This window comes from Rhizobium sp. USDA 3886, assembly GCF_056279785.1.
In genome coordinates, this window is sequence record NZ_JBWCDC010000003.1 from 2,546,586 (window position 1) to 2,559,311 (window position 12,726).

At 59.6% G+C, this 12,726-nt stretch carries 11 protein-coding genes; 9 read left to right on the forward strand and 2 right to left on the reverse strand.

What is annotated here, in order from left to right:
• The first annotated feature begins 9 nt into the window (after window positions 1–9).
• The 7 genes from ACZ9BX_RS35310 to ACZ9BX_RS35340 all read left to right on the forward strand — a co-directional run bounded on the left by ACZ9BX_RS35310 (window position 10) and on the right by ACZ9BX_RS35340 (window position 7,260).
• Window positions 10–942: a VOC family protein gene (locus tag ACZ9BX_RS35310; RefSeq protein WP_476222985.1), complete on the forward strand. Its 933-nt coding sequence runs from the start codon at window positions 10–12 to the stop codon at window positions 940–942.
• Between the two features lie 107 nt (window positions 943–1,049).
• Complete coding sequence (locus ACZ9BX_RS35315) at window positions 1,050–1,739, forward strand: hydrolase (RefSeq protein ID WP_476222986.1); 690 nt, start codon at window positions 1,050–1,052, stop codon at window positions 1,737–1,739.
• A gap of 72 nt (window positions 1,740–1,811) precedes the next feature.
• The gene (locus ACZ9BX_RS35320; protein ID WP_476222987.1) at window positions 1,812–2,102 is read left to right on the forward strand and encodes a XapX domain-containing protein; all 291 of its coding nucleotides are present in this window, start codon (window positions 1,812–1,814) and stop codon (window positions 2,100–2,102) included.
• Window positions 2,102–4,084 (forward strand): amidohydrolase, encoded by a 1,983-nt coding sequence (locus ACZ9BX_RS35325; RefSeq protein ID WP_476222988.1) that lies wholly within the window; start codon window positions 2,102–2,104, stop codon window positions 4,082–4,084. Before ACZ9BX_RS35320 ends, ACZ9BX_RS35325 begins: the two co-directional genes overlap by 1 nt.
• A gap of 10 nt (window positions 4,085–4,094) precedes the next feature.
• The gene (locus tag ACZ9BX_RS35330) at window positions 4,095–4,526 is read left to right on the forward strand and encodes a DoxX family protein (protein WP_476222989.1); all 432 of its coding nucleotides are present in this window, start codon (window positions 4,095–4,097) and stop codon (window positions 4,524–4,526) included.
• A complete protein-coding gene (locus ACZ9BX_RS35335) occupies window positions 4,523–6,118 on the forward strand; it encodes an MFS transporter (protein WP_476222990.1) in 1,596 nt (531 codons plus the stop codon). Before ACZ9BX_RS35330 ends, ACZ9BX_RS35335 begins: the two co-directional genes overlap by 4 nt.
• Window positions 6,119–6,423: 305 nt before the next feature.
• On the forward strand, window positions 6,424–7,260 hold the full coding sequence (locus ACZ9BX_RS35340; RefSeq protein WP_375714159.1) for an alpha/beta fold hydrolase: 837 nt from the start codon (window positions 6,424–6,426) through the stop codon (window positions 7,258–7,260).
• 168 nt (window positions 7,261–7,428) lie between these two features.
• On the opposite strand, the gene ACZ9BX_RS35345 is transcribed toward ACZ9BX_RS35340, so the two are convergent.
• Complete coding sequence (locus ACZ9BX_RS35345) at window positions 7,429–8,334, reverse strand: helix-turn-helix transcriptional regulator (RefSeq protein ID WP_476222991.1); 906 nt, start codon at window positions 8,332–8,334, stop codon at window positions 7,429–7,431.
• A 291-nt stretch (window positions 8,335–8,625) separates the two neighbouring features.
• Between ACZ9BX_RS35345 and ACZ9BX_RS35350 the strand changes: the two genes are divergently transcribed.
• Both ACZ9BX_RS35350 and fba read left to right on the forward strand, forming a co-directional pair.
• Window positions 8,626–9,459 (forward strand): helix-turn-helix domain-containing protein, encoded by an 834-nt coding sequence (locus ACZ9BX_RS35350; RefSeq protein WP_476222992.1) that lies wholly within the window; start codon window positions 8,626–8,628, stop codon window positions 9,457–9,459.
• Window positions 9,460–9,889: 430 nt separating this feature from the next.
• The gene (gene fba / locus ACZ9BX_RS35355; RefSeq protein WP_476222993.1) at window positions 9,890–10,954 is read left to right on the forward strand and encodes a class II fructose-bisphosphate aldolase; all 1,065 of its coding nucleotides are present in this window, start codon (window positions 9,890–9,892) and stop codon (window positions 10,952–10,954) included.
• 8 nt (window positions 10,955–10,962) lie between these two features.
• Here the strand turns inward: fba and ACZ9BX_RS35360 are convergent, their stop codons facing one another.
• Entirely contained in the window at window positions 10,963–12,708 is a 1,746-nt protein-coding gene (locus ACZ9BX_RS35360) for a glycerol-3-phosphate dehydrogenase/oxidase (RefSeq protein ID WP_476222994.1), read from the reverse strand.
• Between the last annotated feature and the right edge of the window lie 18 nt (window positions 12,709–12,726).

The following is a 12,726-nucleotide window of genomic DNA, read 5'->3' on the forward strand; positions in this document are numbered from 1 at the left end:
GCCGACATCATGATCAAGGATATCAAGGGACTGCATCACATCACATCCATGGCTTCGGATGCCCGTCAGAACAATACGTTCTTTACAGACACCCTCGGCCTGCGCCGCGTCAAGAAGACCGTGAACTTCGACGACCCGAACGTTTACCACCTCTATTACGGGGATGAAGCCGGAACACCCGGCACCGTCATAACCTACTTTCCATTTCCCGACGTGATGCGCGGCCGGTCCGGCGTTGGCGAAGTCAGCGAGACGCAGTTTACCGTCCCGAAAGATTCGCTCTCCTTCTGGCAGGATCGCCTGACATCAAAAGGTGTCAGCAATGTTCAGACCGATACCACTTTCGGTGCCGACCGCCTGCGGTTCAACGGACCGGACGGTGAAAGTTTTGCCCTGATCGAAGGGGACGAAGATGCCCGAAAGGCTTGGAATGGAGCAGGGATTGAGGACAGTGTCGCCATCCGGGGTCTCTCCGGGGCACGGTTTCGGCTCCACGACACGGCTGGCACCGCTGAGCTTCTTGGGTTCATGGGCTACCAGCGTGCCGAGATCGAAGGTGACGTAACCCGCTTCATCATCCCGGGTGGAAATGGTGCCGACACGATCGACCTAGAAGCGCTTCCCGCGACACCTTTTGCAAGGCAGGGTGCGGGTTCGGTCCACCACATCGCCTTTGCCGTTGAGAGCCGCGCAAAACAGCTCGAAGTCCGCAAGGCCCTGATGGACACCGGTTTCCAGGTCACCCCGGTCATCGACCGCGACTACTTCTGGGCGATCTACTTCCGCGCCCCAGGCGGGGTGCTGTTTGAAATCGCTACCAACGAACCCGGTTTCAACCGCGACGAAGACACGGCGCACCTTGGCGAGGTTCTGAAGTTGCCAGCCCGCTACGAGCCTTACCGTGCCCAGATCGAGGCCGGGCTTACGCCACTCGCGGCCTAATGTTCCAACCAGGTCGCTTTCCGACAATCCAGCGTCCCAACGTTCAAGACGCGCAGCGATCCCTGCCCCATTGCCTATCTTCAATCCAACTAGAAGGAAAACAAGAGATGTCTAACAAGCTTCAGGTCCTGACCCCGCAGAACAGCCAGATCATCTTCATCGATCAGCAGCCGCAGATGGCCTTTGGTGTCCAGTCGATCGACCGCCAGACTTTGAAAAACAACGTTGTCGGCCTTGCCAAAGCAGCCAAGATCTTCAACATCCCGACCACGATCACGACCGTCGAAACCGACTCTTTCTCGGGCAACACCTTCCCTGAACTGCTCGCCGTCGTTCCTGAGAACGACATCCTCGAGCGCACCTCGATGAACTCATGGGACGACCAGAACGTCCGCGATGCACTTGCCAAGAACGCCGCCAACGGTCGCAAGAAGATCGTCGTCGCTGGTCTGTGGACCGAGGTCTGCAACACGACGTTCGCGCTCTCTTGCATGAACGACACCGATTATGAAATCTACATGGTCGCGGACGCCTCCGGCGGCACGTCTGTCGATGCACACAAATACGCTATGGATCGCATGGTTCAGGCAGGTGTCGTTCCAGTTACCTGGCAGCAGGTCCTGCTGGAATGGCAGCGCGACTGGGCACGCAAGGAAACCTACGAGGCGGTTACCTCTTTGGTGAAGGAGCATTCCGGTGCTTACGGCATGGGCATCGATTACGCCGTCACCCACGTTCACGGCGGCTCCGAGCGGGTCAGCCACGGCAAGCGCATCGGCCCCAACCCGGCCAAGTAAACCCGGCATCGCTCCGGCAGGACGCCACACCTGCCGGAGCGAATTGCTCCCCCAAAGCGAAGGGTCTCCTCCATGAAAATCTATCTCCTGTCACTCGGTGTCGGCCTGCTGGTGGGCGTGATCTATAGCCTGCTCAATGTCCGTTCGCCCGCCCCGCCTGTCGTCGCTCTCATCGGTTTGCTTGGGATCCTGGTCGGCGAGCAGCTCGTGCCGCTGGCAAAAAGCATCTGGACTCGCGAGCCTGCTGCCCTTTCCTGGCTTCATCAGGTAAAGCCGCACATGTTCGGCCACCTCCCGAAGGGCAGTCTGAGCGTGGTGGAGGTGACCTCCCCCCGCGACGGTCCGACATTGGGGAAAAGCTGATGACGACGCGCCGCACATTCCTGGGCGCAGCAACGAGCCTCGCCTTTTCAAACCTGGTTTCACCGGTCAACGCAGCCGATCCCATCAACACCGGAGCCGCTTCCATGAACGCAGACATCGTTCTTCGCAACGGACTGATCACGACACTTGATCGCGCAAATCCGAACGCCACCGCGATCGCCGTCAAGGACGGTCGATTCATGGAGGTGGGCACCGACAGCGAGATCATGGCGCTCGCCGGACCGGGCACGAAGATCGTCGACCTCAAGGGCAAGCGTGTGCTTCCCGGTCTGATCGACAACCATACCCACGTCGTGCGCGGCGGCCTCAACTTCAACATGGAGCTCCGCTGGGACGGCGTCCGTTCGCTCGCCGATGCGATGGACATGCTGAAGCGGCAGGTCGCCATCACGCCCGCCCCCCAATGGGTTCGTGTCGTCGGCGGCTTCACCGAGCATCAGTTCGCCGAGAAGCGCCTGCCGACTATCGACGAGATCAATGCGGTCGCGCCTGACACCCCAGTATTCCTGCTGCATCTCTACGACCGCGCTCTGTTGAACGGGGCAGCCCTTCGCGCCGTCGGTTACACGAGGGACACGCCAAACCCACCGGGCAGCGAGATCACCCGCGACGCCAACGGCAATCCAACCGGCATGCTGCTGGCGAAGCCGAATGCGGGCATTCTCTATTCGACGCTTGCCAAGGGGCCGAAACTGCCTTTCGACTATCAGGTCAATTCCACGCGGCATTTCATGCGCGAGCTGAACCGCTTGGGTATCACCGGCGTTATTGATGCCGGCGGCGGATTCCAGAACTATCCGGACGACTATGCCGTCATTCAGAAACTCTCCGATGAAGACCAGCTTACCGTTCGCCTAGCCTACAATCTGTTCACCCAGAAGCCGAAGGAAGAGAAACAGGATTTCCTGAACTGGACGCAGTCTGTCAAATACAAGCAGGGCAACGACTACTTCCGCCACAATGGCGCTGGCGAGATGCTGGTCTTCTCCGCCGCGGATTTCGAAGACTTCCGCCAGCCGCGCCCCGACATGCCGCCGGAAATGGAAGGCGAACTTGAAGACGTCGTGCGGGTGCTGGCCGAAAACCGTTGGCCCTGGCGCCTTCATGCCACCTATGACGAAACCATCAGCCGAGCGCTCGACGTGTTCGAGAAGGTCAACAAGGATATCCCGCTCGAAGGCCTGAACTGGTTCTTCGACCATGCAGAAACGATATCGGAGCGCTCAATCGATAGGATCGCAGCGCTTGGTGGTGGCATCGCGACGCAGCATCGCATGGCCTACCAGGGCGAATACTTTGTCGAGCGCTATGGTCACGGCGTTGCAGAGGCCACGCCGCCGATCAAGCGTATGCTCGAGAAGGGCATCAACGTCTCCGCCGGCACGGATGCGACCCGCGTTGCCTCCTACAATCCGTGGGTTTCGCTCTCCTGGATGGTGACCGGCAAGACCGTCGGCGGCATGCAGCTTTATCCCCGCGCCAACTGCCTTGACCGCGAAACAGCGCTCAGGATGTGGACCGAAAAAGTCGCTTGGTTCTCCAACGAGGAAGGCAAGAAGGGCCGCATCGAGAAGGGCCAGTTGGCCGATCTCGTCGTGCCGGACAAGGACTTTTTTTCTTGCTCCGAAGACGAGATTTCATTCTTGACGTCGGACCTCACCATGGTCGGCGGCAAGATCGTCTACGGTGCCGGCGACTTCAAGGCGCTCGACGAAAACGATGTGCCCCCCGCCATGCCAGATTGGTCGCCTGTCAGGGCTTTCGGCGGCTATGCCGCCTGGGGGGACCCGGAAAGCGCCGGCAAGCGCTCGCTTCGCCGCACGGCGATATCGACATGCGGCTGTGCCAGCGACTGCGGTGTGCATGGCCACGACCACGCCGGCGCATGGACCTCGAAACTGCCGATCGCTGACCTGAAGGGCTTCTTCGGTGCTCTCGGTTGCTCCTGCTGGGCCGTATGAGGAAAAGATCATGACATCGGACATCCCTCTCCGGAACAGCGTCGTTTCACTGCTCACCTCGCCGGTGACGCGTTTCATCGCGCTACTCGGCTTATGCGCGGCCTACCTCCAGGGGCCACTGACCAAGATCTTCCACTTCTCCGGTGCAATTGCCGAGATGGAGCATTTCGGCCTTCATCCGGCGGCGTTCTTCGCGGTAGCGGTCATCGCCTTCGAGCTTGCGGCTTCCGCCATGGTGCTTTCCGGCTTCCTGCGTTGGCTCGGAGCGCTGGCTCTCGCGGGATTCACGTTACTTGCAACCCTCGTTGCGCTTCGATTCTGGGAAATGCCTTCCGGGATGGACCGCATGATGGCGACCAATGCCTTCTTCGAACATCTTGGCCTCGCCGGCGCCTTCGTCATCGTAGCAACAATCGACATTGCCAAGGGAACGAGCAAATGAGCGTCACAAAATCCTCCGGTAGCTTCGCGCCGCTCCGTCGACCCGTTTTCGCAGTGCTATGGGCGGCCACGGTTCTAGGCAACACCGGAAGTTTCATGCGTGACGTTGCCAGCTCTTGGCTGATGACGGATCTTTCCGCTGCCCCTGCGGCCGTCGCCATGGTTCAGGCCGCTGGCACGCTGCCGATCTTCCTGCTGGCGATCCCGGCAGGCGTTCTCTCCGACATCCTCGACCGGCGCAAGTTCCTCATCTGCGTTCAGCTTCTGCTGGCGAGCGTCAGCATAACGCTGATGGCATTATCCTATCTGGGCATGCTGTCGGTCAGCGCGCTGATTGGCTTGACGTTCTTGGGCGGTATCGGTGCGGCCCTCATGGGACCGACATGGCAGGCGGTTGTGCCCGAACTCGTGCCTCGCGAAGATGTGAAGAGCGCCGTTGCTCTGAACTCGCTAGGCATCAATATTGCGCGCTCAATCGGTCCTGCGGCCGGTGGCTTGCTGCTTGCCGCTTTTGGTGCCGCCGTTACCTACGGCGCTGACGTTGCGACGTACGTCCTCGTCATCGCGGCGTTGATCTGGTGGCCCCGCGCCAAGGATGCCAACGACGCGTTGTCGGAAGGGTTTTTCGGCGCCTTCCGGGCAGGACTGCGCTACACCCGCGCCAGCCCGACGCTTCATGTCGTGCTGCTCCGAGCGACGATCTTCTTTGCGTTCGCCAGCGCTATCTGGGCGCTGCTTCCGTTGGTCGCGCGCCAACTCCTGGGAGGTGACGCTAGCTTCTACGGCATCCTTCTCGGCGCTGTCGGTGCAGGTGCAATCGGCGGTGCGCTCGTCATGCCGCGGCTGCGGCAGCGTCTTGATGCCGACGGCCTACTACTCGGATCTGGGCTCGTGACGGCGTTGGTCATGGCGGCGCTGTCGCTGGCTCCACCACAATGGCTGGCGGTTGTTATCCTTCTGTTCCTCGGTGCAGCATGGATCACCGCCCTCACCACCCTCAACGGCGCCGCGCAAGCGATCCTGCCGAACTGGGTGCGGGGGCGCGGTCTTGCCGTCTATCTGACCGTCTTCAACGGTGCGATGACGGCAGGTAGCCTCGGCTGGGGTGCCGTCGGCGAAGTTGCCGGCGTATCGGGCACATTGCTGATCGGCGCGGGCGGACTGCTCGTGGCTGGGCTGATCATGTACCGTATCAAGCTGCCGTCAGGCGATGCCGATCTGGTCCCATCAAACCACTGGCCCGAGCCGCTCGTCGCAGAACCGGTGCCGCATGATCGAGGCCCGGTCCTGATCCTAATCGAATACAATGTCGAAAAACATCATCGCACCGCCTTTCTGCATGCGCTGGACAAAATGTCCCACGAGCGGCGGCGTGACGGTGCCTATGGATGGGGTGTGACGGAAGACTCTGCCGATCCGCAGAAGATCGTCGAATGGTTCATGGTGGAATCTTGGGCTGAACATCTCCGACAGCACAGGCGGGTATCGAACGCCGACGCCGATCTTCAAGGTCAGGTCCTTGCCTATCACTCAGGAACGGACAAGCCTGTCGTCCGGCATTTCCTGGCAATCAACCGGCCGAGCGCGGCTTAAAATGCCCGGAGGGCGGCCAGGCCGCACCCTCCATTGTTGCGCAAATCGCAACCAAATCGAAACTATTCGTGCAGTTGTCGGCATTGCCTCTCGGCGGCAATATCTCGCTAACAGTCGAACACAGCCTGAGGGCACAAAGACAGGGATCGTAGGACGCGAAAATGAGTGAGAACTTCCTTTCCATCACGCGCCGCGGCGCATTGCTTTCTGGGGCTGCCGCCGCCGCGGCCATGGCGCTCCCCACATCGTTCGGCTTTGCGGCCAACATTGCTTCCACCACCACGTCAATTAAAGGAGACGATACAATGGGCTACATCACCACCAAGGACGGCGTCGAAATCTTCTATAAGGATTGGGGTCCGAAGGATGCTCAGCCGATCGTCTTCCACCATGGCTGGCCGCTCTCTTCGGACGATTGGGACGCACAGATGCTGTTCTTCCTATCCAAGGGCTATCGCGTCGTCGCTCACGACCGACGCGGTCATGGACGCTCCGCGCAGGTCGCAGACGGTCACGACATGGACCACTATGCTGCCGACGCCTTCGCTCTCGTTGAAGCCCTCGACCTGAAGAACGCCGTTCATATCGGGCACTCGACGGGTGGCGGCGAAGTCGCCCGTTATGTCGCAAAATTCGGTCAGCCTTCCGGCCGCGTCGCCAAGGCCGTTCTGGTCTCGGCCGTTCCGCCGCTGATGCTGAAGACCGAGACAAATCCGGCCGGCCTTTCGATGGCCGTCTTCGACGGCATTCGCAAGGGTGTTGCCGAAAACCGCGCGCAACTCTTCGTCGACTTTCCCACCGGTCCGTTCTACGGATTCAACCGACCCAACGCTAAGGTCTATCCGGGCGTCATCCAGAATTGGTGGCGGCAGGGCATGATGGGCAGCGCTAAGGCCCATTACGATGGGATCAAGGCCTTCTCCGAGACCGACCAGACGGAAGACCTGAAGGCAATCACCGTTCCGACCCTCGTCATGCACGGCGATGACGACCAGGTCGTGCCGATCGACAATGCGGGCAGGCTGTCCGTGAAGCTGGTGCAGAACGGTACTCTGAAAGTCTACAAGGGTTATCCGCACGGCATGCTGACAACCCATGCCGATGTCCTGAACGCCGATCTCCTGGCGTTCGTCGAGGCCTAATTAGTCAGACCGGGTGCGGCTGTTATCGCCGCATCCGGATCCGTGCGAAACAATCCCATCCAAAAATGGTCCTCATCAGAACATTCCTCGGCTTCTTCCTCGAAGCCGAGATCGACGGGAATGGAGGTGGGAAAGATCGTAGCGCAGCGTCGCTCGATCGTGAATCTCTCAGTGCCGGTTGCGTGAGCGCCACTCCGCCGGAGTGACTCCCATGGCCTTCGTGAAAGTTTCGAGGAATGTGTTCTCATCCGGAAAGCCGCACGTTTCAGCCACTTGGGCGATGGCCTCACCGGTCCTGCTCAATTGTGATTGGGCCTTGCTCATCCGACATGCCGAAATCCATTCGAGAACAGACTGCCCAGTCGTATTCAAGAAGCCAGAACAGAGCTCATCCACTGAAAAACCGGTCGCGTCGGCAATATTATCGACCGGTATGTTGCCCGATAAGTTCGCAGCTATGTACGTCTTGATACGCTTTTCCTGCATCGGAGACAGCCGGCCGGTGGCCGACAGGCGCTGGGCGGGGGACCGTCCGTAACGGTGCGCGACATGGGCGCTTAACGCCAGCCCGATATGCGGAAGCAGCGTGTCCCTGACCTCGTCCGGCATGTCGAACATCGGCATCAGTGCTCCACCAATATTGCGGATTACCTGATCGTCGATCCCGCGGCAGGTCGCAAGGTCATCGACGCGCGGTTCTCCTGCGTCCTTGGCAAGCTCGGCAAAGTGCGAGCTCGGGATATGGAACGCAAGCGCCTCGAAACGACCGCGGATGGAAATTGCGGCCCCATCCTTCAGGCCGATTAGACAAATCGAACCCTTGGGATACCTCTTGCAAGGTGCCGGAGGTCGGTCAGGCCAGATGTCGGAATGATCGACATTGACGAGATAAAGCATGATCAGGAACGCGTCATCGGCCGGAAGGAAGACAGGATGCCCGCCTTCTTCATAGAAGTGGTCAAGATGAACGACCGAGAGCTTCGCCTCGCGAAGAGGCCTGATCGCCAGCGCCCTCGCTGCCCCGATACCAAAGCATGCCGCAATTCTCTCGTTGGTCGCCAACGCTTCACTCACATGTGTCTCGATCATCCGCGCTGGGGACTATATAGCCGCCAGCTGAGATGCCGCGCCTTGAAGCTTCCTATACACCTTTCAAACGTCTATCTTGAACAAAAGCATCCTCGTCGACGAGATTCGGCGAATTACCAGAAGACAGCGTGAAGGCCTGAGCCACTAGGGTGGGTCAGAACTCACCTTTCAGCGTCTTCAAGATGAAAGCTGTGCGTCTTGGTTCCTAGTTCCGACAGTCACATCAGATCACCCGCTGGACCGGTGACGGACGGTTTCGGATGTCCTCTGAAGCAGTTGTCTATCAACCAGGCTCTGGTAGGATCGGATATCGCGGTCTTCCGTAAGGGAACGAGCGTTATGCAGCTCGATCAGGTCAAGACATCGGCAAGCGATCGAGGTTTCCTTGTCGGCGTATCTTCGCTCGGTGGCCATACGCGGCGCATCTATCATCAACATCATGCGACCACCCACGATTTTACGGAAAACTCGATCTATATCCGCGATCTCTCCGAAGGCTACAAGGCAGATCTCAGCGGTCCTTTCGATTTCCTTCTGTTTGAAATTTCGCCTGCGTCGCTTATCAGGATTGCCGATGGCGCTGAACTTCCCGGTGTGACGTCGCTGGCAGCCGAAACCGCTTCAAAAGATATTGTGCTTGCCAATCTCGCTCGCGCGCTGATCCCGGCACTCGAAAAACCCGAGGAGGCAAGCGCGCTGTTCGTCGACCAAATGGCGACTGCCATCGGGACCTATCTGGTCCAACGCTATGGCGGTCGGCCCATCGCAGCCTCCAACAGATCACGAAGCCTGTCGCGTTTGCATGAGCATCTGGCGAAAAGTCTGCTTCTCGAAAACCTCGACGGCAACATCTCGATTTCGGAGGTCGCGGAGGCTTGCAATCTGTCTCGCGGCTATTTCATTCGCGCTTTTCGCGAAACGACCGGGATGACACCATATCAATGGCTCCTGAGCGAGCGGATAAATCGCGCCCGAGAGATGCTTCGGGCCTCGAGCGCGCCGCTTGCCGAGGTGGCCATCGCCTGCGGCTTCGCAGATCAGAGCCATTTCACACGGGTTTTTTCGAGTATCGCCGGCCTGACGCCTGGCAATTGGCGCCGAAACTCCTGAGTCAAATTTTTTGAGCTCTATGGATGCGATGTAGTTGAGCTGTCCATTGAACTCGTCTCACAGAATTTTTTGCGCATCCACATTTAAGGCAAATCGAGCAACTCCCCTGACACATACCCTTCCCACAGTCATCGTCTCCCTTTCGATGCTCTGGTCTTGAAAGGGGCGGAGCCGCGGACCCGTAAAAAAGAAGCGCGGCGCAGAGAGCATTTATAGAACGACTGCCTTCCTGATCGCTGCTGCGATCGGTCGAGTGCATGCGAAGATGGCTCCCCATAATATCACACTGACTGTGATATTGTTATTATTGCTTGTTACATTCCTCCTCCCATGCCATTCTGCCCTTTCAAAAACGGGCGCCCGAAGCGCCTGGGTCTACTTTCGACAGGATGGCGGCGTTCCGTTCGACCATCGAATGGGGAAATTTAGGATGGCACGCATCACGCTGAGGCAGCTGCTCGACCATGCTGCGGAGGAAGGCTACGGCGTTCCCGCTTTCAACATCAACAACATGGAGCAGGCACTCGCCATCATGGAGGCCGCAGACGCGTCTCACGCGCCGGTCATCATGCAGGCGTCGCGCGGAGCGCGCGCCTACGCCAATGACATCATGCTGAAGCACATGATGGATGCGGTCGTCGAAATCTATCCACATATTCCGGTCTGCGTTCATCTCGACCACGGGAACGATCCGTCGAGCTGCATGACGGCAATCCAGGCGGGCTTCACCTCGGTGATGATGGACGGTTCGCTAAAGGCGGATGCCAAGACCCCCGCTGACTGGGCCTACAATGTCGGCGTCACCAAGATGGTAACAGACATGGCTCATCTCGGCGGCATCTCGGTCGAAGGCGAACTCGGCGTGCTCGGCTCGCTGGAAACGGGCATGGGCGAGGCCGAGGACGGCCACGGTGCCGAAGGCAAGCTGTCCCATGACCAGCTGCTGACAAACCCCGACGAGGCCGTAAAATTCGTCCGCGAAACCAAGGTCGATGCGCTGGCGATCGCCATGGGAACGTCGCATGGCGCCTACAAGTTCACCCGCCAGCCGGACGGATCCGTGCTGGCGATGGGCGTCATCGAAGAGATCCATCGCAAACTGCCGAATACGCACCTCGTCATGCACGGCTCGTCGTCAGTGCCGATCGAGCTGCAGGAGGTCATCAACAAGTATGGCGGCCAGATGAAGCCGACATGGGGCGTGCCGGTCGCAGAAATCCAGCGCGGCATCAAGAACGGCGTGCGCAAGGTGAACATCGATACCGATGGCAGAATGGCGATGACCGGCCAGATCCGCCGAGTTCTGCAAGAAGATCCGAGCGAATTTGACCCGCGCAAATATCTCAAGCCGGCGATGGCGGCGCTCAGCAAGCTCTGCAACGAGCGCTTCGAACAGTTCGGCACGGCCGGAATGGCAAGCCGGATCACGCCGCTTCCTGTGTCGGAAATGGCGAAGCGCTACAAATCCGGTTCGCTCGATCCGATCTTCTCTTGAGCTGTGGTCTATACTGACGCCGGGCGCTGTGCCTGCTCGGGCCCGGTGGCAGGCATCCTGCTTACGAGCGTCTGGCCGTGGAATTTTTCAAGCTGGCTGACGACGTCCTCGATCTCGCTTGCAATACGTTCCGCGTTCCAGGCGAGCGCGGCCCCGGCGACACCGGCGATTTCCCGCAAGCCTTCGAGCGTCAAGCGGCCTTCGATCGCAAGCGTCGTGCGCCGAAGGACGATATCGGAGAGGTGTACGACGAGTTCGTTTCGAGCAATCCAGTCGACTTCCTTGAAACTATAGTGCCCCGCGCCCGTCAGCCGCTGTTCATCGGAGTATGCCGACGAGAAAGAGAGCACGGCCGCAGCCGTCGTTCCGTAGCGACCAAGCAGTTCGTCCACGCGCGCGACTGGTACGCCGGTCCGCGCCGCGGTTTCCCTGATCCAGACGCTTCGTTGCAGCACGTCCACCGGGAAGGCCTTTCCGCCACCGATCGGCAGGTAGCGGGTCGATTGCTTGCGGACATGCTGCAGGCGCGCGAGGATGGAATCCGCAACTTCCTCGGCAAAACCGCGGAAGGTCGTCCACTTTCCACCGACGAGCGAGATGATCGGAAACGGCCTGCCCTCTTCCGGCTCCTTCACCGGTGCAGAATGATCGCGACTGATCAATCCTGGGGTAGTCGCATCAGAGGCCGGCAGCGGACGGACGCCGCTATAACTATAGACGATCTGATCACGATCGAAGCGAAGCGTCGGTAGCAGCGAGCGGACGCTGTCGAGGAAATATTCGGTTTCCGGTTCCTCGCAGCGGACATTATCCGGGTCATAGGCAGGGATATCGGTGGAACCGACGAGCGCCAGCCCGAGATAACTGTAGACGAGGCAGATGCGCCCATCGTCGGCCTCGAAATAGATCATGTGGCCGTTCAGGCTGCGAACCAGCTCAGGGTGATCAAGCAGAATGTGGGAACCCTTCGTGCCGCCGATCATTCGAGAGGGAGCGCCGAGCGCCCCATTGACCTGATCGATCCAGGGACCGGCGGCGTTCACCACCAGTTTGGGGGAAATTGCCAATTCGCCGCCGTCCGATTGCCTGAACGTCAGGCGCCCGCCGGAGACTGCCGCCAGCGTTGCAAAATTGGCGGCAAGGCTCTTCGCATTTGCGTCGAGCCCGTCCATGACAAGTTCGTAGACGAGCCGCTCGGGCCTGCTGATCTTGGCGTCGTAATAAATTCCGCCGGCGACGATTGCCGGGGTGACATGCGGCATCTCCTTTCGCGCCTTCTTTCTCAAGATCAGCCGATGGCGTGGCATGACCCGGTCGCGTGATCCAAACAAATCGTAGAGCCCAAGCCCGATCTTGATGAGAACAGCCCCCCGGCTGCGCGGCGCAGTCTTGGAGCCCAGCAGCGTGCGCAGCGCCGCCCAAATACCCCGTGTCCAGGAAAAGACCGGTATGAAGGTAGGCAACGGCTCGACGCAATGCGGAGCGTTCTTCAGCAGCAGATTGCGCTCCAACGTCGACTGGGCGACCAAGCCGAACTCGCCTGTCTCGAGATATTTCAGGCCGCCGTGAATGAGGCGCGATGGCGCGGCACTCGTCCCGGAGCCGAAATCGGCCTTGTCGACGATCATGCAATTGACGCCTTGCGCCGAGAGGTCGCGAAACAACCCGGCACCATTGATGCCCGCACCGATGATCAGGACGTCGATGTCGGCCTCTCCAAGGTTCGAGAAGCGCTGCTGCATGGCGGGAGTCATGATCTTGTCGTCCTAAAT